The following is a 20,749-nucleotide window of genomic DNA, read 5'->3' on the forward strand; positions in this document are numbered from 1 at the left end:
CATATTAAAGGGTTAGAAAAGCATGTGATATTCCCTCTACTCCGTATGGTTTCCCCGCGCTGTTTGTAACGGCTAACAGTGTTTTAATCATTACCTTACAAAGGGTATACTAGTTAAGGAAAGGATGTGGTTTATTATGGCTACAATGAAGGCGGTAGGACTAACCCGATACCTTCCAATTGAAAATCCAGAAAGCTTAGTAGATGTAGTTGTGGAGAAACCAAGAGCGGCGGGTCGTGACATCTTGGTCAAAGTTATCGCTATATCGGTCAATCCGGTTGACACTAAGGTACGTGCGCCTAAAGACAGAGTTGAAGAAGTTCCAAAAATTTTAGGTTGGGATGTTGCAGGAATTGTTGAAGAGGCGGGACCGGACTGCTCGTTGTTCCGTCCGGGGGATGAAGTTTTTTATGCGGGCAGCATTGCACGACAAGGCGGAAATAGTGAATACCATCTGGTTGATGAACGGATTGTAGGGCGCAAGCCAACTTCCTTGAATTTCGCGGAAGCGGCCGCTCTTCCTTTAACCTCTATCACAGCTTGGGAAGCATTATTTACTCGAATGTCGATTTCTCAAGATTCGGGCGCCAACGAAGAAAAATCCCTGCTGATCATCGGGGCAGCTGGGGGTGTAGGGTCCATTGCCATTCAGCTTGCAAAACAAGCGGGGCTCATTGTAATCGGGACTGCTTCCCGGCCGGAAACCGTCGATTGGGTTAAATCCATGGGCGCCGACTATACCATTAATCACCATGACCCGCTCCTTCCGCAGCTTGAAGCAATTGGGTTTTCAAGCGTTCCGTATATTTTCTGCCTGAATGCTTTGGAAAAACACTGGGCCGGCATCAGCGAAGCCGTTTCTCCCCAAGGAGTCGTTTGCGCAATTGATGATCCTACCTCTCCGCTCAACCTCAATTTGCTTAAGCAAAAAAGCGCCACCTTCGTGTGGGAGTTTATGTTTACACGCTCGCTTTATGAAACGGATGATATGATCGAGCAACACTTACTGCTCAATCGGATAGCTGATGCTGTAGATAATCAAAAATTGAAGACAACGCTCGCCGAAGTACTTGGACCGATCTCAGCAGAGAATCTTCGCCAAGCCCACAAGCTATTGGAGAGCAATAGGACGATTGGCAAGGTTGTTCTAGAGAATTTTGTTTAAACACCTGTTCTTGGAAAGCACACAATAGAATTCCCTTGCCCAATAAGCAGGTGATACGTTTATTCGCAAGAAGAAATAAGTTAGAGCCGACTGCGGTTTGTAGTCGGCTACAATTTTGCTATAAGAAAAACTTGAACATATTTATGATACGGTTCTTCATATCATGTATGTTTGAAGCGAAATTGTTAAGTACCCTTGAAAGGGTTCCATATAGGTTTACCGCACGTGCAAAGCACCATTTACTTACTTTTTTCCTTTAACCAACTTTCAAATTCGGAGGCTACAATGCGTTCCCCCGTGATGCCCTCCGCTTCCTGCGAAGCCAAAAAGACAATAGGCTCCGCCATGACCTCCGGCTGCATCAGCCGGAATTTCGCCTCGATCTCGCTGCGCAGATCATCCGGAATCATTCCCGTCGCCGTTGCTCCGCCCGGAAGCAACATGTTGACCGAAATTCCAAATTCCCTTAGATCCTCCGCCATGATTGCCGACAGCGATTCTGTTGCGGCGCGCGACGGACCGTACGGAACAAAACCCTTTCTTTTCATGGTCTCATGATTCATGGAAATGTTGATGATTCGTCCTTTTCCTTGTTCGATCATGAGTGGGGTAAATCCTCGCGCTACCAGAAAATAACCGGTGAGATTGGTTTCGATAAGATCGCGGAACCCTGCCGGCGTCACCTTGTAAAAGGGCTGCGGCTCCGCCAGAAAACGCGGGTTAACCGTTCGCATCCCGATGCCGGCATTGTTTACAAGGACATCAATTTTGCCCCATTCAGTTTTTACCCATTTCACCGCATCTTCTACCGATCCCTCTGATCTTACATCCAGTGGAAGCTCAAAAACAGTCGTATATCCCTTTTCTTTAAGTTTTTTTACGGCTTCTGTTAATTTTGACCCTGGACGGGATGCTACCGCTACTTTTGCCCCTTTATCAAGAAGGGCTTCTGCCATGGCATAACCTAAGCCGTCGGAGGCACCGGTAATGACAACATGTACATTTTCTAATGCTTTTACCATTCTTTCACCTCATTCAAAGGATTAGAGCGCACTCCACTTGATTATAAACAATTATGTGATGAAATCTCCTGTTCCGTTAAACTCTCGTTAATAAATCCCTGCATTTTCAAACCTGACATTCCCCCATTTTCAGTCCTGACCGCCGATTTTCTTTCCGTGGAACAATTTCAAAAACGTTCGCATCGTTTTCGAAAGAGCCGTTTTTCGTTTTTCTCCTTGAGAGCAAGAAAAGAAGCGGAATTTTACCCGCTCCATTCATGGATATACGAATGCCTATGATGACGGGATCGATGCATACCTAAATCGTATGATTCATATCATGTATCGAATCAGTCGAGAGGGAGAGGACGCAGATGGTAAAAATCACTCTGGAAGTCGCCAAAGTGTTGATTCACGCAGCGGAACTCCGGGCAAGGGAGCTCGGGATCGCGGAAGTGATCGCCATCGTAGACGATGGCGGGAATTTCGTTGCTTCTCATCGGATGGACCACGCTTGGCTGGCCAGTGTCGATATCGCCCATAATAAGGCATGGACGGCGGTCGCGCTAAAAATGCCCACGGCGAGCCTTGCTCCGATGGCGGTCCCGAGCGGGGAGCTGTACGGGATCAATACGACCAACCACGGACGCGTGGTCGTGTTCGGAGGGGGGATTCCGTTGTTGTTCGAAGGGAGAATCGTCGGGGCGGTCGGCGCAAGCGGCAGTAAGGTCGCAAACGACATTGAGGTTGCGAAAGCAGCGGTGCGGGCTTTCGAAACCTATCCGAAGGCGCGGATCGGGTCTTCCGGGAGCTTGCTGTAAACCTGCGGTTTTAGCCCTATAACGAAACTAGCTCCCGCCATTATTGACGAAAAATCGGCTAAACACATGGGGCTGTCCCTCAGGGTACAATACCCCGTGGCACAGCCCCTCTTTTCATGCCATTATTTAAGGCTTCAGGACGAATTTAATGCATTCGTCCGCATGGTTGTAAAAGGTATTGTACGCGTTATGCGCCTGATCGAGCGGCACTTTATGCGTGATGATCTCCGTCGGATCGAACTCGCCTGCCATAATTTTTTGGTACAGCATCGGCATGTAATGAATCACGGGCGCCTGTCCCATGGTCAGCTTCACGTTTCGTTCCCAAATGTTTCCGAACATGAACTGGTTGTATTTAGAACCGTATACCCCCGTAATCTGAATCGTGCCGAATTTCCGCACCGCATTCATCGCAATGTTGATCGGGCTGAGCGTTCCGCCAACCAGCTTGGCCTTCTGCTCTTCCTCCTCCAATGGCGTCTTCTTGCCGTCCATTCCGACGCAATCGATGACGACATCCGCACCCCCGCCTGTTATTTCTTTTATATGCAGCCCCATGTCTGTGTAATCTTCAAAGTTGAAGATTTCGACGTTATTCATTTTTTTGGCATGGTTCAGCCGGTACGGGATATTGTCGATCGCGATGACCCGTTTGGCCCCTTTCATCCAGGCGAATTTTTGCGCCATCAAGCCGACGGGGCCGCAGCCGAGCACCACCACCGTATCCCCCTGCTTCACGCCGCCGTTGTCCACGCTCCAATAGGCCGTCGGCAGCACGTCGGACAGGAACAGGAGCTTCTCATCCTCCAATTCGCATGACTCCGGAATAACGAACGGCATGAAATTGCCGTACGGCACGTAAAGCAATTCGGCTTGTCCGCCCGGATAATTTCCGTAACGTTCGGTAAACCCGAAGTAACCTCCCGTATCCACTTGGGGATTGGGGTTGGAGTTGTCGCATTGGCTCTCCATATCATGCTGGCAGTAATGACAGCTGCCGCACGAGACATTGAATGGGAGCACGACCCGGTCCCCTTTTTTGACCCTTGTCACCTCAGGGCCCACATCTTCGACGATGCCCATCGGTTCATGTCCGACCACGTATCCGGGTTGGGCTTGAATCGCCCCTTGGTATATATGGAGATCGGAACCGCATATGGCGGTCGAGGTGATCCTGACGATAATCCCGTCTTTTTTCTGAATCGTCGGATCAGCGACCTGCTTCACTTGCATGTCCTTCATGCCATTGAAAGTTACAGCCTTCATAATCACCCTCCTGTTATGGCATGCCTTGAATTTGCATGCATGCTTCTATTATGGAATTGGAGAGTGAGGATCATACATTCGATGAACGGTGTTTTCGACGAATATGCCAGTGTAGCGAATTTCTGCGCTGTTCATTCGTTCCAATTCATTTAATAGACCCTAAAGCACTGCTTTGTTTTACTATTCTTCCTTCATCACTTTTTAACAACAGGGGCAGTAATGCTTCTGTGATAAAAAATGGCGCGAAGGTGTTTACTTCGAATGCACACCAATGGCATGAATACCTTCGTTTTGCAGTCTACTCGCAGCTTGAAAGCGGGCTTTCCATACGATTGCATTAAAAAAGGAGGGGACGGTACGGGTCTGGGGCTTCTAGGAGAACTAGTAAACGATAGTGGAACGGATAGTTTGACCCCCATACAAATGGCTGGCCTTAGCGAAGGCGTTTCGGTTGCGGGCGGTCAATTTCACCGGATCGCTTCACGCTCGGGGAGACGAGTTGACGGTTCAAGTCGGAACCGACTCCTGGAACATTGGTATCTGGCCGCAGATTCGATTACGGATTATCCGGTCGTCAACGATTCCGTCGTCTTACCGTCCGTTTCAAAGTAAAGGCTGATGCTTCTTCGGGGCCTCATACCTTTACTTTGATAGGAACGAACGCTGACATTAACATGCTGGATTCCAATTTCAAAGTCTATCAAGTGCCATCCATCTAATCTGAACAACCTGCTGCGTTGCCTCCGAAGACGACAACAATCACGTAACGGGCAGAGTGAATATTAGCGGGATCACGCCGGTGGACAACGCCATCGTGGAAACCGGCGGTTTCGGATATCTCGTCACGGGGATTACCGGCTTGAACTTTACAGTGGATCCTAAAAGTCTTGCAAAACGCAAATTCATTCGGAAGCGTCTGCAAAAAGTATCGAACGATTACAGTAAGAACAGCCCCATGATCACAACGACGACAATACCGACCAGACCTTGAACCAATGTCGCCATGGTTTGGGCGCGATATGCGGTATTCAGGTTCATCCCGGAGAACTGGGATACAACCCAGAAGTAGGAATCGTTAACATGGCTCACGACCATCGCACCGCATCCAATCGCCATTACCGTCAGCATTTGCCCGATCGGCACCGATCCCATCATCGTATCGAGCCCCAGTGACGGAATCATTGGCATGACGAGAGTCGATGTGATAACCAGTGCGGCCGTCGAGCTGCCTTGAGCCGTCTTGAGGAGAGCAGCGATAATGAAGACGAAGAGAAGTGCTCCCGCACCGACCATTGCGCTGTTGCCGTCAATAAGCGTCTTAACGTAATCCGCAATCGGGGTTGCGCGGATGACTGCGCCCAATGCGCCGCCTGCTCCCGTAATCATGATGATGATCGCGGAGTCCAGAAGGCCTTCGCTCATCCATTTGGTAAGGGTTTCTTCATTGCGCTTCGGAAGAAGCCAGAACATGGCGAGCAGCAAACCGATAAAGAGAGCGTTCACGGGTGCGCCGGCAAAAGTAAAGAACGTATGGGCAAAACCGCTCATCATCAATTCTTTGTTGCCTTCGGCATCCGTTCCCACAGGGAAGTTGGCGAATGAACCGAGAGCCAGCAAAATGATAGGGACAATCAAAGGAGCGAACGCTGCCGTTGCCGACGGCAGTTTGCCGAAGCGCTGCTTGTACTCTTCGAATGTTTCCGTTGCTTCATCAAGGTTAGAAGGCAGCTTGGAAGCAACTGTACGGGCCCATATGTGGCCTGCCAATGCGACCGGAATGGAAACGATAAGACCGATTACGATGACCCAGAATAGTCCGTCCGGACCGATTCCGACATTCGTTGCGGCCGCGATTGGGCCTGGAGTAGGGGGTACAAGCGTATGAGTGGCGTATAAACCGGTTGACAGTGCAACGCCCAGCGTAACGACACTAACTCCCGTTTTCTTCGCCAACGATTTCTTCAGGGAAGAGAGGATAACATATCCGGAATCGCAAAAGACGGGAATGGATACGATCCAGCCGATAATGGACATTGCAACAGCCGGATGGCGGTCACCCAGCAGCCTAAGGACAACGTCGGCCATTTTCACCGCTGCGCCAGACTTCTCTAGAATTTTTCCAATCATCGTTCCGAAGATGATGACGAGACCAATGCTTGTTATAATTCCGCCGAATCCGCTGGTCAGAGTAGCCCCGATGTCTTTGATCAGAGGACCCTCTATACCGTTCAATTTGGCGACCAGATTCGTGCCTAAGGCCAAGATGTACGTAGCGGCCACGATGGAAATGAAGGGATGGAGCTTCCATTTCGCTGTCGCGTATACAATGAATAGAATACATACGAGTAGAAGGCCTAGTAGAATAGGTCCTAAATTTATTGCTTCTTGAGTAAACCCCTCAGCTCCCACTGATATTACCTCCCGATAGTGTAGATACGAATAAGTTGTTCGGCTTGTTTTTCAAGCAGCTCGGCTGCTTGTTCCATTGCTTCTGAAAGAGACATAGGGCGGTTCATGATGCTGACTACCGCATGGACGCCTTCTTGATACAAGGCATCGATACCCTCGCCTATAGAACCGGAAAGGACGACGACAGGTACGCCGTATTTTCGGGCGATTCTCGCAACACCGCATGGCGTTTTTCCCCGGGCGGTTTGAAAGTCGGTCTGTCCTTCACCTGTAATAACCAGGTCGGACCCTTGTACATATTCTTCGAGGTTGGTCGTTTCAGCCACGATATCGAAGCCCGACTGAAGTTTGCCGCCAAGGACAGCTATGATTGCGCCAGCCACACCTCCGGCTGCACCGGCGCCCGGAACATCGTGGATCGCCACACCGGTAGACGATTTCAAGATGTCGGCGTAATGATGAAGATTGCGGTCGAGTTCGTCTACCATTTCGGCATTGGCGCCTTTCTGCGGCCCGAAAACATAGGAGGCGCCATTCGGACCGATAAAAGGATTATCGACATCGCAAGCTACCGTAAAGGTCGATTCCTTCAGCCGCGGATCCAGATCCGACAAATCGATATGCGCCAAACGCCCTAAACTTCCACCGCCATAAGGCAGCTCTTTGCCGTCCTTGTCGAGCAATTTTACGCCCAACGCCTGCAACATACCGGCGCCGCCGTCGTTGGTCGCGCTTCCGCCGAGTCCGAGTATAAATTTCCGGCAGCCAGAATCAAGACCTGCACGAATCAATTGACCGAAACCATAGGTGGTCGTAAGCATCGGGTTGCGTTCTTCTTCACCAATCAAGAACAGACCGGATGCCATAGCCAGTTCGATGATGCAGGTAACCGTGTCGCCTGAAACTCCGAAGCCCGAACGTATCTCCAAGCCTAATGGATTCAAGACGGTAACCGATACCGTAGTACCGTTCGTCTGCTCGACCAAACAATCCATGGTGCCCTCGCCTCCGTCAGCCATAGGCGTGATGAAAATAGCGCTTTCAGGAAGGACTTTGCGAATCCCTGCTTTTATGGCGAATGCGGCTTCTTTTGCCGACAGGCTGCCTTTAAATGAATCGGGCGCGATGATAATTCTCATTTGATGTCTCCTTGATCCAGTTCCTCCATCAGTTGTTCAATATGCACAACATGTTTGGCGACATCCTGTAGGGCTGCCGATTGATCGTTAGCCGTTAGTTCATTCGCTTTAACTTGCTTCTCGATGTTGCGGAACATAGTTTGCACTTGCGTAAGAGTGTGTTGAATCTCTTTTACGGATTGCTGACTCTTTGCGGCCAGCTTGCGTATTTCGGATGCCACGACCTCAAATCCTCTTCCTGCTTCTCCGGCTCTTGCGGCTTCAATAGCGGCATTCAGGCCGATCAGATTGGTTTGGTCCGCGATTTCATTAATTATCCCGAGAACCTGACCAACATTGTTGATATGCTCGCTGCCAGTCCGTACCTCTTCAGAAGCGGCGGCACTAGCTGTTACGAAGTCCTCTGAGCTTGCTGTGATTTCTTCGATGGAGGCAGCCATATTTTGCAGCAGCGAGAAGGCGTTGGAAGAAGTCCTGTTTCGCGTGACAGCTTGCTGATAATTCCGAAGCCATAGAATAACAGTTCTTACGGCAACTCTAACCACCGGGCGCACTTCTTGCGGATTGCCCGTCATTCCGATGACACCCACACGATTACCATCGAACTCAATGGGGAGATTGCATCCGGGTCGGACGCCCTCCATTCGAAGTGCGTCTTCTTCCGTTATCATAGCTTCATTCAGGAGGCCTTCCATAATTTTTTTGGCGCCTTCATGAACCGTCCCTTTTCTTTCAGGTCTCGTCGTGGATAGAATAACACCCCCAGCACCCATCAGATTAACGTTTTGTCCGGTTTCTTCATGAAGTATCATCACGATCTCATCCAAGAAGCCTTCTTGCTGTGACAAATCATAAAGATTCATACAATAACTTCCTTTCTAATCCGCTGCTCAATTTCATTATAGAATGTGCTGATTTTGTTGCAATATATAGAATATACAAAGAAGTTAGCGCTTTCAATCCAATATTTTATACATTTTGTATGAAAAGTGGTTGCTGATCATTCTTTGAATTAACCTTATTTCATGCGTACGAGAAGAAGCGCCACATGCATCTGGGCCGCTTGATCGAAGTTTCTAGGATTGTTGCTCGATATCTCTTTGATTCGATCCAATCGATACAGCAGCGTATTTCTATGAATGCAGAGCATCTTCGCCGCAGAAGCAATATTTAAGCTGCAGTTGAAAAATGCGTACAACGTCTCCATCAAATCCGGGAAATCGGGAAGAGCGCCCAGCGATCGTTCAATAATATGTGCCCTCGTGGAGGCTGCTGTTTCGGCACACATGAGCTCAAGACCGAGATCGTAAAAATGCTTTACGGCGGCGTCCTCAGGAAACAGCCTGTTTATTTTCAAAAGGGTTAGAGCCTCTTTGTAGGAAACATGCAGGGCAACTGCGCCCGGTGCCTGTCGTCCTACCGTAAGATAAGCTTTGGTGCTCATCCTCTCCGAGATCAATTTCCGGATTTGGTTCGAAATCGACTCAAATCTGCTTCGATCGGCCAAAGGCTGCATTTCCGTAATGATAACCCAACGGTTCCTTTGTACCCGGGAGCACAAGATTTGCCGGGGGTTCGGAAACAGGTTCGATATTTTGCGGACGAGCGATCGATGAATCTCTAACGTGTCTGCTTGTTTATCGGTATTTTCGGTTTGGATAACCCATGCACTCCTTGGAACGGTAAGATCAACGCCAAGAAGCTGGCCTCTGGCTATCACCGCATCGAGCCCACGGTCGATCTGCCCGGCGATTAAATCCTGTACCAGAAAGTCACGCGCCTTCTCCTCGTTGCCGACCTGTTCACTCAGGAAGGCTTGCTGCAGCATGAGTTCCGTCATCATTTGAACCGCTTTACCGAAAGGCTGCACTTGATCCGGGTCGCCGGTTATACCGATGACGCCTATTACTATATCGTCAAAACGTATAGGCATGTTTATGCCTGGTTTGGTTCCTATCATCTTCTGATAGATCTCTTCGGTTATGATCTGGTCTACACCGTTCTGGATAGCCTTTGAGGCTCCTTCGTGAAAGGTACCTATTCGCTCATGATCGCTGGAGCTGATGATAATACCATTAGCGTCCATGACGTTCATATGCAATGCTGTTAATTCCTTTGTTTTCTGAACAATATTATTGGCAAGAGATCGAGTAAGAATCATCAAATATAACCTCACAAGTTGTATCTTGATTTTTACTAATTCCATATACCTAAAAGCAATATTTCAATTTTGTTGACCATTTGCTGGTCGGAAGGTAACCTAAGTCCTAATGGCGGGATTAAACTAGTATCGGCGCATCTACTTCGGCACGAAATCCGCTTGTTGTAGGCGCACCAGTAATTGATTATACAACAAATATTAACATTGCAGGAAGCAATACATAACTTTTAGGATTACTGCTTTTCAATTCTGTGAATCCATCGTTATTTTTAATTTTGAAATACGAGAGGCACGTAGATCACGCACTTTTCAACTCACAGGGTCTACCAGTCGGGTTGATTATTGACCCGAACCTCAGATATTCCGTATACTAACTCACCTCAGCCGGAGTTGGCAAACGCAGTAACATCATATAAGAACTCTCGTTTATCATCACCTGTATTTCCGTGCCATTCTTTTGGACCGCGGTTGAACTCATTCTTATTACAAGTATCTTTCGATCAAAGAGCAGGTAACCTGGTGTGTTACCTGGTATCACCGGGTCTTAGTATTTGGAGAATCGGCTCGACAAAAAACCAATCGGCACACTGTGAAGTGTGTTCGATTGGTTTTTTGTCGAGCGCAATTTTGATGGGAGCGCAAGGTTTCGATGAACGAACGGGCGGAATAACCCAATAAACAAGATATACGGAGAGGGAAACGGAGTCAGCCGGTAAATTCTTGCACCCACTCGCCTTTGAAGTAAGCAATACCGATTTTGGTAAAGCTGCTGTTCAAGATGTTCGCTTTGTGCCCTTCGCTGTTCATCCAATCGTTCATGACTTGCGAAGGACTTGGTTGGCCTTTGGCGATGTTCTCGCCTGCTGCGCTATAAACGATCCCGAACTTGCCCATCATTTCGAACGGGGACCCGTATGTCGGAGACGTATGATCGAAATAATTGTTATTGAACATATCCTGAGCCTTGGCCATAGCCATTTTGGACAAATTGCCGTCCATGCCAAGGGGACTCAGACCTGCCGTAGCTCTTTCTTTATTCACCAATTGCAGAACTTGCTGCTCAAATTGGGATGCATCTACGGTCTGTTCCGCGGGATTCCCTGCCGGCTTTTCCTCGCCTATGAGCCATTTTGGAGCTGCAGCAGGCGCTTGTTTAGTTGATATAGATGTTCTCCGTGTCCCAGGAGCAGCTATTGACGACGCCTGTGTCACGGTAGGTGCCGGTGCAGCAGGATCGGCGGGAGTCTCAACGCGCGCTTGTTTGGGAACCGTTTGATGGTGGGTCATGTTATGATTGGCCGCGCAGCCCGTTGCCAGCAATAGCCCTGCTAATACGATATATTTTTTCAATGTATCCACACCCTCGATGCCGTGATAAACTGATGACGGACAGAACACCTGATCGTTTATTCTGCAGATCCTCAGTTTCCTAGATTATTATTCCCCGGGTTACATTGCCGCTATTCATTATCCATGAGCGTGTCGGCGATCGTGTTCCTGTGATGCTATGTTTAACCATTATGGCTGTCTTTCCTTTCAAGAAGAAGGACAGTTGTGTTTGACTCCTTCCCTGTCTGAATCTGCTTGGTGAGCTAATACGGCCATTTCACAATAATAGTACGATTATGCATAAAATCGTCCGTAAGCGATCATGCTACTTGCTAGTGCTCCCGTGAGCGCTTCAATTACCAGGAGGCGATAAACTAATGGCAAAACCGGATAATCGAGCAGATAATGTTGAGCATTTACAGCAAAGTATTCAAAATACACAGCAAAACCTGAATGAAGCTGAAGGATATTTAAACGAATTTTCCTCTGAAATCAGCAGCGAGGAACGTAACCAAATCGAAGAAAAAAATGAACGCCGTAAAAAAAGTATTAAAGGTTTTCAAGAGGAAGTTAAGGACGAAGCAGAATATAATCAAGAGTAAGAAAACTACGGCGATTCAACCCCACAAATTCAAATGGGGCTGAATCGCCGTTATAACTTTGCAAACTTAGTAAGACACTACTGTACTGACGGTCGAGGTGCTTATCGAACAATATACCGATCTGATTCGGTATTTTCGTTGGAACTGGTTTTGGCAGCCAGTACGACACACTCCTAAATGTGGGGCTATGCAGAAGAAAAAGGGAGGCCTCTTAAGGGCCTCCCTTCCTTTCGCTTGTCATGATTCACTGAGCTGGTCCGGCAAATCAAGCGCGTTCGCTGACGCGTATTTCTCGACATAGACAGAAGACCCTCGACATTAGTGAGCCTGTCTCCACTTGTATCCGAAAAAGAAGGAGAAATCTCTGCCAAGCCTATTTGAGCCAAGACCGTTTTATTGTTGGTCCGGCAGATGTAATGCGTTTGCTGAAGTTTGCGCTTGATCTAAAAATTCCTCTGCTTGGGTCAATTGCTGCCGGGCCGTCTCCAAAGCTTGTGAATTTGTTGCCGCATTAGATTCACTTATCGAGCTTATCGCCTGATTCAAAGCCGTTTGCACCTCAGAAACCGCGTTGGATGCATGCTGCTCCAGCGTATTGCCGCTCGAGTTAAGTGCGCCTTCTGCCGGTTTTTTTGCATTTTCGGTGGCTAGAGCAATTTTTTTTTCATTTGGCAAAGCTAGTCCTCCTCCCTTGAGCAAAGATCATTATTTTTAACAGAAATAAGTATGCGCTTGAGATTTTGTTTATATTCCTGCGACTGCATGGGAATATCCGAATCCCCCATTTCCGGCAATCAATGTATAAAATCCGATGCGTCGGAAAATCTAACGTTGATGAAAAAAAAAGGAGTTGATTTCTCTATGAGTACGCCAACGCTAGCGCCGCACGAATCGATGGAACTGCATGAAGCGTTGAACTTTAAAACGCTCTGCCTCGCTAAGTCAAAACTTATGCAAGGCTTGGTCTTTGACCAAGAGCTAAAAGCTTTAATGCAGAAAGACGTCATTCAATCCACACAACAGATCGCCGAGCTGCAAGCAATCTACGCAAGAGCTCCTTTTCAAGCGCCTGTTCCGAATAGCCCGACACCTATAACACATTAAAGGGGAATGCAAATGAATACCGATTATCTAGACCCGATTAATTCATTAAATATGCCGGAGATGGCAGATATGACTTTTGCAACGGACTTCCTTCTTCGGGCCAAGGAGGGTGTGCGAAATTTGTCCGTCGCCCTGACGGAAACGGCTTCTCCGGATGTAAGAGTGCTGCTGCGCAATCATCTTAAGCAGGGGATTGCAATGCACCAAGAAATCACAGAGCTCATGATTCGCAAAAAATGGTTCCATCCTTATGAGCTGAACGAACAGTACCAGCTCGACCAGCTTTCGGCGAAAAATACGGTGATGATCGGGCAAATGAATTTGTTCCCGGATGATACGTCGCGTAAAGGGATGTTTGATCGGACCCCAGATGAAAATATTGGAGGACATAAAGCATGAAGGCGGTAACGTATCAAGGGATTAAAAATGTCCTGGTCAAAGAGGTGCCGGATCCGAAGATTGTGAAACCGGACGATATGATCGTCAAGATCACCAGTTCCGCCATTTGCGGTTCCGACCTTCACCTTATTCACGGCATGATCCCTAACCTTCAGGAGAACTACGTCATCGGGCATGAACCGATGGGGATCGTAGAAGAGGTAGGCCCCGGCGTGACAAAGGTAAAGAAAGGCGACCGTGTGATCATCCCGTTCAACATCGCATGCGGAGAATGCTTTTTTTGTAAAAATCAGCTGGAAAGCCAATGTGACAACTCAAACGATAACGGGGATATGGGCGCATATTTCGGCTACTCCGGAACGACCGGCGGATACCCTGGCGGGCAAGCCGAGTATCTACGAGTCCCATTCGCAAATTTTACCCACTTCAAAATTCCCGAAAGCTGCGAACAACCGGACGAAAAGCTAAGCTTGATCGCCGATGCCATGACGACGGCATTCTGGAGCGTAGATAACGCCGGCGTAAAGAATGGAGATACGGTCATCGTGCTCGGCTGCGGTCCAATCGGACTTCTGGCCCAGAAATTCTGCTGGCTGAAAGGAGCAAAGCGGGTCATAGCCGTCGACTATGTCGATTACCGCTTGCAGCATGCTAAGCGAACGAACAAGGTTGAGATCGTAAACTTCGAACAGGATAAGAATATCGGCAACAATCTCAAGGAAATGACCAAGGGCGGCGCCGATGTCGTGATTGATGCAGTAGGAATGGACGGCAAGATGAGCGATCTCGAATATCTAGCCAGCGGTTTGAAACTGCAAGGCGGCACCATGAGCGCATTTATCATCGCGTCTCAGGCTGTCCGTAAAGGCGGGACCATCCAAGTCACTGGGGTATACGGCGGACGCTATAACGGATTCCCGCTCGGCGACATCATGGAGCGCAACGTAAATATCCGTTCCGGACAAGCTCCGGTCATTCACTACATGCCGTATATGTACGAGTTGGTTACGTCGGGCAAAGTGGACCCTGGAGACATTGTCACGCACGTCATTCCTCTCAGCGAGGCCAAGCGCGGCTATGAAGTGTTCGATACGAAAACGGACAATTGCATCAAAGTCATCTTAAAGCCTTGAATATGGATAGATACATGGGAGGACAATCCGAATGAATTCCAATTACGCTTTGCATGAGATGCTGGAGGTTCATGAAATGGCTGCGTTCAAGACGGTTTGCATGACCAAAACCAAAACCATGCAAGCTCTGGTAAGCGACCCGGAGCTCATGCAAATTTTGCAGCAAGACACACAATTATCACAGCAGCAGCTTCAGGAGCTCGGTGGAGTGCTGTCTAAATCGACCCTATAGGAGATAAAAACATGAACACAATAATAGAACACATGACAGGGCTTAATTCGCTGACCGATGACGTGATCGCAATGGACTGTTTGATGAACGCCAAGAGCGGAGTCAGAAACTACGCCATGGCCGTGACCGAATGTGCCACTCCCGAAATCAAGCAAATTTTGATGAAACAGCTCGACGAAGCCATAGACTCCCATGAAAAGATAACAACCTACATGATGCAGCGGGGTCTATACCATCCCCACCATATTTCAGAGCAAATTCAGCTCGATCTGAAAAACATTCAGACCGCTATGAACATTCCGTACTGACACCGTATTCGTCCCGACAAAACGCGCAAAACCACCATGGTTTAGCGCGTTTTTGTTTTAACCGAGGGAATTTACTGTGGATCTCTGCTCTCACGTCTACCCTTCTCTATAGGCATTCTTATGTTGCCGATCTTTGCAGATAACGACTGATTTGTGATTTTAAAAATACTCAATCCCCGCGGCATTCTGTAGAATTAATTGAACTATTCTGCGCAGCGAAAAGTGCAAAGAGACTGCCGCGGCAGTCCCCTGCTTTGATGCTTATTGTTGCATTGAAACTTCAGTCTCTCTTGCACCCTGCGCTTTGACGATCTCCGCAACGATTTCGTAGGAGTGCAGGCGCGCCTTATGGTCGGACATGTGAGCGATGACCATAACTTCATCAGCCTGGGTATCGTCCAGAAAGGATTGCAGCTTTTCTTTCACAGTAGTCGTGTTGCGTAAAGACCCGGCTGGACTGCCGCCCGCGACAATCGGGGACAGATCAAGCACAGAGAAGGGGACGTCGCTCAGCCGCTTGTTTGTTTTAATTTCAGACATGTCATCTTCCTCATTTCAGTTGACGACATTGAAGATTTGGCCCCCCACTTAGCCGTTTATGATCAATTCTTGATCCTTTATGTTGGCTTTCGGCCCCAAAATTTCCGGATTAAATTCCCGCAGAGGCTGCCCTGCCGCGATTAGCTTGGGCCAGTCATGATTAGCAAGCGCTCCTTTACCCAAGGTGATAAGATCAGCCTCGCCGCGTATCAAGAGCTGCTCCGCTTTTTCAGGATCTTCGAGATTGCCATTCGCAATTACCGGAACAGTACTGAATTTCTTGGCCAATGCCGCCAGCGTATGTTCGGTTCCTTCAAATGCCGGTTGTGTCGCATCATATTCGGTTACATGGATATAATCCAATCCTACTCTACTCAAGCTTGAAAAAATGATTTCAGCATCCTTTTCGGCTCCGGCCCATTTATGATGGTAATCACTGACTTTCCCTTGCGAGATACGGATTCCTACGACAAAATCAGTCCCAACCGCTTCACGCACAGCGTTAGCGACCTCGATAAGAATACGGACCCGGTTCTCTGTTGAGCCGCCGTATTCATCCGTTCTTTGGTTCATATAATCCGTCAGGAACTCGTCAAGCAAGTAGCCGTTGGCTCCGTGGATTTCTACTCCATCGAACCCTGCTGCTTTTGCTCGCTTGGCAGCTTCCGCAAAACCGCGAACGACCTCTTGGATGTCCGCTTTTGTCATTGGTTTTGGGTTTTTGTAAGGCCCCTCCCCGACATAGAACGGAAGCTGTTCACCTTTTGCTCGTACGTCAGAGGGCGCGATGATCTCACTCTTGTACCAATTTCCTTGTGATTGGGCTCCTGCGTGCATCAATTGGACGATGATTTTGGATCCGGATTGATGTACCGCCTCCGTTACTTTTCTCCATGCAGCGATATGCTTCTCATTTGCAATTCCCGACTGATTCAAATACCCTTGGCTATACGTTTCATCGGGATAGGCACCTTCCGTGATCAAGAATCCAAAACCGCCCTGTGCAAAGCTTTTATAATAGTCCATCATGATTTGGGTTGCTTGGCCATCTTCAGTAGCGCTTATTCTGGTCATCGGCGCTAAGCCGATACGATTTTTTAATGTCAAATGGCCAATCCGAATGTCAGTGAAAAGACGCGAAAACTTTTGTTGGGTATTAGTTGTCAAGTTGATTTCTCCTTTTAACTCGGCTGGTATTGTTATACAAATTATGCACTATGCCTCGAAAAATTATGTTTATATCTATGTATCTGTATTTATATATGGATGATATCCAAGTAGGGTATTCGCCATGAATGTCGGCATCCGGACTATAATTCACCTCTTATATAAAGAGCCAATTCCTGAATAGCCAAGCAGCAAAAGATACTGTGAAACGGTCGATTGAGGTAAGCCTGCCTTTTCCTGAATATGGCTGACACAAACCCCGTTTTTTTACTGGCACCGCCTTCTTGGGTGGGAAAGTTCCATGACGTAGATTATATCGATAAATCCCGATATGTCAATGTTAAGGCTTAGCCTACTCAAGTATAATTTGCGAGTAGGCCCTACTATTTTTCGAAAACGAAAACTTTCTTACTACTCTATGTTGTACTGGAACTATACATCTGTTTCAGATTATAACTATTCAACTCCCCTGCCTGTGCAAGAAACTCCTTGCACTTCCGTCAAAGCGCGTTCCCAGACCGCACAAGCCCGCCTATGTAATGATCTTTCCTCTGATTGTCCACCCCGTCCCCCTTCGGGCATCTTTCCGAGCACCTTGAGTGGTTAATACCAAAAATTTCGCCTCATTTGTGATACGGTTCAGCTTAACGGGTCTATCGGCGAAAAAATCGATGCCTCCTGTCCAGAGTTTAGACCTGACGCATGTAAACTCTACGGGTGCTCCATTCGCTACAAGGCGACGGCATCAGCCAAAAAAAAGCTCTTCGAAGCCCGCCTGCACGCGAGAATTCGAAGAGCATTTCTTAACTCCCTCTCAGGGCATGCTCGATTCGCTTATCCGGCACGAACCAGATCACGGCAACGAGTACGAAAAAGAAGCCGGATATCCAAGGACTCACATACGCGGTCAAGACCGCGATCAAGTAGAGCAAAGGAGATAATTTCCCCTTCCAATCTTTTCCCATCGTAACCATGAATGAGGAATCGCCGGAATGCTGGTTAATAATCGCGCGCTGAAGCAGCCAGTACGAGAGCGCCGCAAGCATTAGAATAATACCGTACAGCGCCGTTGGAGTGGCTGCAAAATGGCTTTCCCCCATCCAAGCTGTCGTGAACGGAATAAGGGATAGCCAGAAGAGAAGCAGCAAATTGAGCCACATTAACCGCCCGTTCATCGTTCGAACCATGTGCAGTAGATGATGATGATTGTTCCAGTAGATGCCGACATATACGAAACTGAAGATATAGCTAAGAATTTTCGGGCTAAGCTCGATTAAATCATACCAATCATGGCCTTCCGGCACTTTGAATTCCAGCACCATGATCGTAATGATAATCGCCAGGACGCCATCGCTGAATGCTTCCATCCGATTCGCTTTCAAAGTATTTCACCTTTTCTCGCTTCTCGCGCTCTTTCAACCCATTTGATACCAGTAAAATCGCATAAAGCCCTTCATCTCGTCAAGAAAAACTTTCACGCATTCAAACAAAGCCGAGATCACTCGCAGGGTCAAGGGGTAATGGTCGACGCTGGATAAATGACCGAAAAAGGGCCGGAAACAAAGATAAAGGAGGCCATCCTTAGCTGGACAGCCTCCTTTTATATTCCGATCCGGTGTTTTTACTTTATGCGTTTATTTAATAATAATCGGATCTTCAGAATTTTAATCCATTGTTATACATAATCTGACCATACGCACCAACAAATATATATTTTCCGTGCGCTTTAACACCGTCCTTCATCATTTCATTGCCGTTGATTTCAATTGAATATTTTTTTGGAACAGGAACCTCATTCCACTTAACGCCGTCTTTCGAAACATAATAAGAATTATATGTGACATAATTCCCGTTTACTTCCGCAAGAGAATCGTTGAAGGCGAAGAAATTTCCGTCAAACGACGTAACAAATTCAAACCGGTCATTTTGGTCCAGATTAACTGCAGACTTCGACCATGTCTTGCCATCCTTCGATACCCACATTTTCGTTGCATCATACGGATAGACGGCCATGTAACGCTCACCGTTCCAAGCCAGATCGGCTTGCTTAACAGCCAGATTCGCCAACTCCGTCCACACCGTTCCGTTCGTGGACTGCATAATTTTCGTATACTGCTTGCCGTTGTTATAAATCTGGAATGCGGCCAACACCCGTTTCCCATCCGACACCATCGAGGTGAGCCAATAGCCCGATTTACTAACACTATCCACTTTAGTCCAGGTAAGTCCGTCCTTGGAAGTATACACACCATACACTTGATCAGACGCGATGAAGAACTTCCCTGTCCATAGTATTTTACTTAAACCTCCGTATTTATCTTTAAATGTCACCTTTGCCGGCTTCCAACTGATTGCATCGGAAGATACATTGACTCCACCGTTGCCGACCGCAACAAATTTATTCGCGCCCCACGCGACATCGAACAAATTCGATCTCCCTAAACCCTCTTTGTATGAAAAAGGATTCGCGCTTTTCCACTGCGTTCCATTATCCGTATAAATGATGCTCCCTTGCAGGCCCACGGCTACCGTTCTTTTCCCACTGGTAGCTACTGCGTTAAAATCCCCGCTTCTGGATGTTCCTGCTAACCGGTAGCTCCATTTAACCCCGTCGCTCGTAGAGATAGCGTAGGTGCCGTCAGGATGACCTTCCATCTTCTTAGAACCAAACCCGGCATACCCGCCATCGACTGGATACATCGTATAGACCGTAACATGGAGATTGGATAAGTCATGCTGCTTCCAATTCACCCCATCGTTAGAGGTATAAGATACTTGCCGGCTGGAAGTGTTAGTTCGGACATCTCCAACTGCGATGTAAGTTTTCCCGTTTGTAAATAGCGATTGCAGCTTGACGTTACTCGGTGATTTACTTTGTTTATTCCAAATCAACCCGTCTTTCGACGTATAAAACCCATTTCCGACCCCCAGGTAATGATCCTTGACCCATATCATAGCTTTAATATTGGCTTTAGTATCTAGAGTATTGCTTGTCCAATTCAGCCCATCCTTAGAGGTATAGACCTTCTTTTCTTCATAACCATAAATAAAATAGGTATTGTTAACATATTCAATCGGATGCGAGCCATACTTAACCCCAAGCGTGAGGGTCTTGGTCCAATTCTCCCCGTCACTGGAAGTAAATACATGCTCCCGTCCCACAGCCACAAAATTGTTTTTTCCCCAAGTGAGATAATGAATCGCTTCACCCGGCTCAAAATCGATCTTCTTCCACTTTAGTCCATCGGTAGACGCAAATACCTCGGAAGACGCATATTGCGCTTCTCTTTCATATTGCGTGTTTGAGCCAAACATAACATATTTCGTTCCATCCCAAGCGATGGTTGTGAGTTGATAGCTTCCAAACTTCGACAAAGCCTTCCAATTCCGTCCGTCCGTTGACCTCATCACGCTTCCATAGGGACCAACGGCAACATATTCCTTATCGCCTTTCGCTAGAGAGTAAGGCGGATTAGAGCTGTATGATGACTCCATAGTCCATCCTTCGCCTATTGAGTAAGGCGCCTCCTGCAGCGTGATAGTGTCAATGCTTTCATAAGATGATGCAGCCGATACTTCTGAATTCACTCTCAAAAAAGGCCATACCAATGCGACACAAATGATCATTACAACCGCTTTTTTCCAGCGCATAGCTTCCTCCTAGTTGTTATCCCACGATGTTGTATTGGGTCAATCCAAAAAAATGAACCTTGTTTAAGGTTCATAAATATTGATCTGAGTCCCTGTCCCCATTATATGCCTTTAGAACCAATTGATTTAATAGGTCCAGAAGACTATATATTAAATAATGGGAGTTTAAATTCGGAGGCTGATATTAATCAGGTGTTGGAGATCAAGGTCCACCCTGTACTATGCGGGAAGTGATTATTCATCGCCGTCCACTTCCTTTGCCATGCCATACTTTTGTATTATATATCGCTATCTGTGGAGGTTGTCTCCAATTGAATTCTGT

The 20,749-nt window shown here is 47.5% G+C and carries 20 protein-coding genes and 1 pseudogene; 9 read left to right on the top strand and 12 right to left on the bottom strand.

The window, feature by feature from the left end; all coding sequences use genetic code 11:
* Positions 1 to 136: 136 nt before the first annotated feature.
* Positions 137 to 1,165 carry a zinc-binding alcohol dehydrogenase family protein gene (locus AC06G8_RS22280; RefSeq protein WP_447663314.1) on the top strand — a complete coding sequence of 343 codons (1,029 nt, stop codon included), beginning with the start codon at positions 137 to 139 and terminating at the stop codon, positions 1,163 to 1,165.
* Between the two features lie 239 nt (positions 1,166 to 1,404).
* Here the strand turns inward: AC06G8_RS22280 and AC06G8_RS22285 are convergent, their stop codons facing one another.
* Positions 1,405 to 2,187, bottom strand: a complete 783-nt coding sequence (locus AC06G8_RS22285; RefSeq protein ID WP_447663315.1) for an SDR family NAD(P)-dependent oxidoreductase — start codon at positions 2,185 to 2,187, stop codon at positions 1,405 to 1,407.
* Between the two features lie 353 nt (positions 2,188 to 2,540).
* Between AC06G8_RS22285 and AC06G8_RS22290 the strand changes: the two genes are divergently transcribed.
* A complete protein-coding gene (locus tag AC06G8_RS22290) occupies positions 2,541 to 2,987 on the top strand; it encodes a GlcG/HbpS family heme-binding protein (RefSeq protein WP_447663316.1) in 447 nt (148 codons plus the stop codon).
* A 126-nt stretch (positions 2,988 to 3,113) separates the two neighbouring features.
* Here the strand turns inward: AC06G8_RS22290 and AC06G8_RS22295 are convergent, their stop codons facing one another.
* The gene (locus AC06G8_RS22295; RefSeq protein ID WP_447663317.1) at positions 3,114 to 4,253 is read right to left on the bottom strand and encodes a zinc-dependent alcohol dehydrogenase; all 1,140 of its coding nucleotides are present in this window, start codon (positions 4,251 to 4,253) and stop codon (positions 3,114 to 3,116) included.
* A 322-nt stretch (positions 4,254 to 4,575) separates the two neighbouring features.
* Here AC06G8_RS22295 and AC06G8_RS22300 point away from each other — a divergent pair.
* A pseudogene (locus AC06G8_RS22300) lies at positions 4,576 to 4,629 on the top strand (hypothetical protein); the annotation flags it as partial.
* Positions 4,630 to 5,189: 560 nt separating this feature from the next.
* Here AC06G8_RS22300 and AC06G8_RS22305 read toward each other — a convergent pair.
* The 5 genes from AC06G8_RS22305 to AC06G8_RS22325 all read right to left on the bottom strand — a co-directional run bounded on the left by AC06G8_RS22305 (position 5,190) and on the right by AC06G8_RS22325 (position 11,312).
* Complete coding sequence (locus AC06G8_RS22305) at positions 5,190 to 6,617, bottom strand: GntP family permease (RefSeq protein ID WP_480285488.1); 1,428 nt, start codon at positions 6,615 to 6,617, stop codon at positions 5,190 to 5,192.
* Between the two features lie 50 nt (positions 6,618 to 6,667).
* Positions 6,668 to 7,801: a glycerate kinase gene (locus AC06G8_RS22310; protein WP_480283994.1), complete on the bottom strand. Its 1,134-nt coding sequence runs from the start codon at positions 7,799 to 7,801 to the stop codon at positions 6,668 to 6,670.
* Positions 7,798 to 8,664 (bottom strand): methyl-accepting chemotaxis protein, encoded by an 867-nt coding sequence (locus AC06G8_RS22315; protein ID WP_480283995.1) that lies wholly within the window; start codon positions 8,662 to 8,664, stop codon positions 7,798 to 7,800. The genes AC06G8_RS22310 and AC06G8_RS22315 overlap by 4 nt, the downstream gene beginning before the upstream one ends.
* A gap of 155 nt (positions 8,665 to 8,819) precedes the next feature.
* Positions 8,820 to 9,962 carry a CdaR family transcriptional regulator gene (locus AC06G8_RS22320; protein ID WP_447663320.1) on the bottom strand — a complete coding sequence of 381 codons (1,143 nt, stop codon included), beginning with the start codon at positions 9,960 to 9,962 and terminating at the stop codon, positions 8,820 to 8,822.
* A gap of 705 nt (positions 9,963 to 10,667) precedes the next feature.
* Entirely contained in the window at positions 10,668 to 11,312 is a 645-nt protein-coding gene (locus tag AC06G8_RS22325; protein ID WP_480283996.1) for a CAP domain-containing protein, read from the bottom strand.
* A 356-nt stretch (positions 11,313 to 11,668) separates the two neighbouring features.
* On the opposite strand from AC06G8_RS22325, the gene tlp reads away from it, so the two are divergent.
* Positions 11,669 to 11,893 carry a small acid-soluble spore protein Tlp gene (gene tlp / locus AC06G8_RS22330; RefSeq protein WP_480283997.1) on the top strand — a complete coding sequence of 75 codons (225 nt, stop codon included), beginning with the start codon at positions 11,669 to 11,671 and terminating at the stop codon, positions 11,891 to 11,893.
* 393 nt (positions 11,894 to 12,286) lie between these two features.
* On the opposite strand, the gene AC06G8_RS22335 is transcribed toward tlp, so the two are convergent.
* Positions 12,287 to 12,568, bottom strand: coding sequence for a hypothetical protein (locus AC06G8_RS22335; RefSeq protein WP_447663323.1), 282 nt, complete (start codon positions 12,566 to 12,568; stop codon positions 12,287 to 12,289).
* Positions 12,569 to 12,754: 186 nt separating this feature from the next.
* Between AC06G8_RS22335 and AC06G8_RS22340 the strand changes: the two genes are divergently transcribed.
* The 5 genes from AC06G8_RS22340 to AC06G8_RS22360 are packed head-to-tail and all read left to right on the top strand — an operon-like array spanning position 12,755 to position 15,069.
* Positions 12,755 to 12,997 (top strand): spore gernimation protein GerQ, encoded by a 243-nt coding sequence (locus tag AC06G8_RS22340; protein ID WP_447663324.1) that lies wholly within the window; start codon positions 12,755 to 12,757, stop codon positions 12,995 to 12,997.
* 12 nt (positions 12,998 to 13,009) lie between these two features.
* Positions 13,010 to 13,396, top strand: coding sequence for a spore coat protein (locus tag AC06G8_RS22345; RefSeq protein ID WP_447663325.1), 387 nt, complete (start codon positions 13,010 to 13,012; stop codon positions 13,394 to 13,396).
* Entirely contained in the window at positions 13,393 to 14,529 is a 1,137-nt protein-coding gene (locus tag AC06G8_RS22350; protein ID WP_447663326.1) for a zinc-dependent alcohol dehydrogenase, read from the top strand. Before AC06G8_RS22345 ends, AC06G8_RS22350 begins: the two co-directional genes overlap by 4 nt.
* A gap of 31 nt (positions 14,530 to 14,560) precedes the next feature.
* A complete protein-coding gene (locus tag AC06G8_RS22355) occupies positions 14,561 to 14,761 on the top strand; it encodes a hypothetical protein (protein ID WP_447663327.1) in 201 nt (66 codons plus the stop codon).
* Between the two features lie 11 nt (positions 14,762 to 14,772).
* Positions 14,773 to 15,069, top strand: coding sequence for a spore coat protein (locus AC06G8_RS22360; RefSeq protein ID WP_447663328.1), 297 nt, complete (start codon positions 14,773 to 14,775; stop codon positions 15,067 to 15,069).
* Positions 15,070 to 15,330: 261 nt separating this feature from the next.
* Here AC06G8_RS22360 and AC06G8_RS22365 read toward each other — a convergent pair whose 3' ends face one another.
* The 4 genes from AC06G8_RS22365 to AC06G8_RS22380 form a co-directional block, all read right to left on the bottom strand.
* Entirely contained in the window at positions 15,331 to 15,609 is a 279-nt protein-coding gene (locus AC06G8_RS22365; RefSeq protein ID WP_480283998.1) for a hypothetical protein, read from the bottom strand.
* 48 nt (positions 15,610 to 15,657) lie between these two features.
* Entirely contained in the window at positions 15,658 to 16,776 is a 1,119-nt protein-coding gene (locus AC06G8_RS22370; protein ID WP_480283999.1) for an NADH:flavin oxidoreductase, read from the bottom strand.
* Between the two features lie 803 nt (positions 16,777 to 17,579).
* Positions 17,580 to 18,158, bottom strand: coding sequence for a TMEM175 family protein (locus tag AC06G8_RS22375; protein WP_480284000.1), 579 nt, complete (start codon positions 18,156 to 18,158; stop codon positions 17,580 to 17,582).
* A gap of 274 nt (positions 18,159 to 18,432) precedes the next feature.
* The gene (locus tag AC06G8_RS22380; protein WP_480284001.1) at positions 18,433 to 20,427 is read right to left on the bottom strand and encodes a hypothetical protein; all 1,995 of its coding nucleotides are present in this window, start codon (positions 20,425 to 20,427) and stop codon (positions 18,433 to 18,435) included.
* Between the last annotated feature and the right edge of the window lie 322 nt (positions 20,428 to 20,749).

This window comes from Paenibacillus sp. SJS-P3 (assembly GCF_056711585.1).